The 563-nt window shown below is 49.6% G+C and carries 1 protein-coding gene; it reads right to left on the bottom strand.

The features are described 5' to 3' along the window. Nucleotides 1-30: 30 nt before the first annotated feature. A complete protein-coding gene (locus WH50_RS25880) occupies nt 31-174 on the bottom strand; it encodes an entericidin A/B family lipoprotein (RefSeq protein ID WP_104153659.1) in 144 nt (47 codons plus the stop codon). Nucleotides 175-563: the final 389 nt, after the last annotated feature.

Raw genomic sequence — 563 nt, 5'->3', positions numbered from 1 at the left:
TTTTAGCAGGTTTTATTGAGTAGGTTTTATTTAGTAGGTTTTATTGTCTTCAGCGGAGTTATGAATTGCTTCACCGCCTTTCTCAATGTCCTTACCGGCACCGGAAATGGTGTTACAACCAGCCAGACCGAAACCAAACATCAGGGTCATCATCAGAGCCATTACTTTTTTCATCGTACTGTTCCTTGTTCGTCAGCATGTCTTGTTGAGGTGGCTGTTAGCGGTTAGCCACCGGCCAAGAGGATTCTTGGTGTGATGCCTGTCCTGCGGCTCGCTGTCATCGCTGGGGGTCCTCACGGCGCAATGACTGTGGGAGAAGCTGACAGCGGGAGAAACGCCAGCACGACACGCATCGTTAGCTCTGTATTTCGTTACTCAGCGGGGAAAAAACAAGCAATGACGCCGCGGTTGTAAAACATGGAAAAAGATCCGAAAGGCTCTGCAAATTCTGGTTGCAGTTAGCGCTTGCTAACGGTGTGAGGTCTGCTAGGTAACGTGTAATAAGGGGCTTTTCGATGGGGAAGGGTGTGGCATGTGGTACAGGTGCGGTTCACTTCGTTCAC

The organism is Pokkaliibacter plantistimulans (assembly GCF_003194385.1).
Lineage (GTDB): Bacteria > Pseudomonadota > Gammaproteobacteria > Pseudomonadales > Balneatricaceae > Pokkaliibacter > Pokkaliibacter plantistimulans.
This window is presented reverse-complemented; position numbering and strand designations above follow the sequence as displayed.

What these genes read in the sequence shown, in the direction of transcription:
- WH50_RS25880 (WP_104153659.1), bottom strand. Translation starts at nt 174, where the DNA reads ATGAAAAAAGTAATGGCTCTGATGATGACCCTGATGTTTGGTTTCGGT.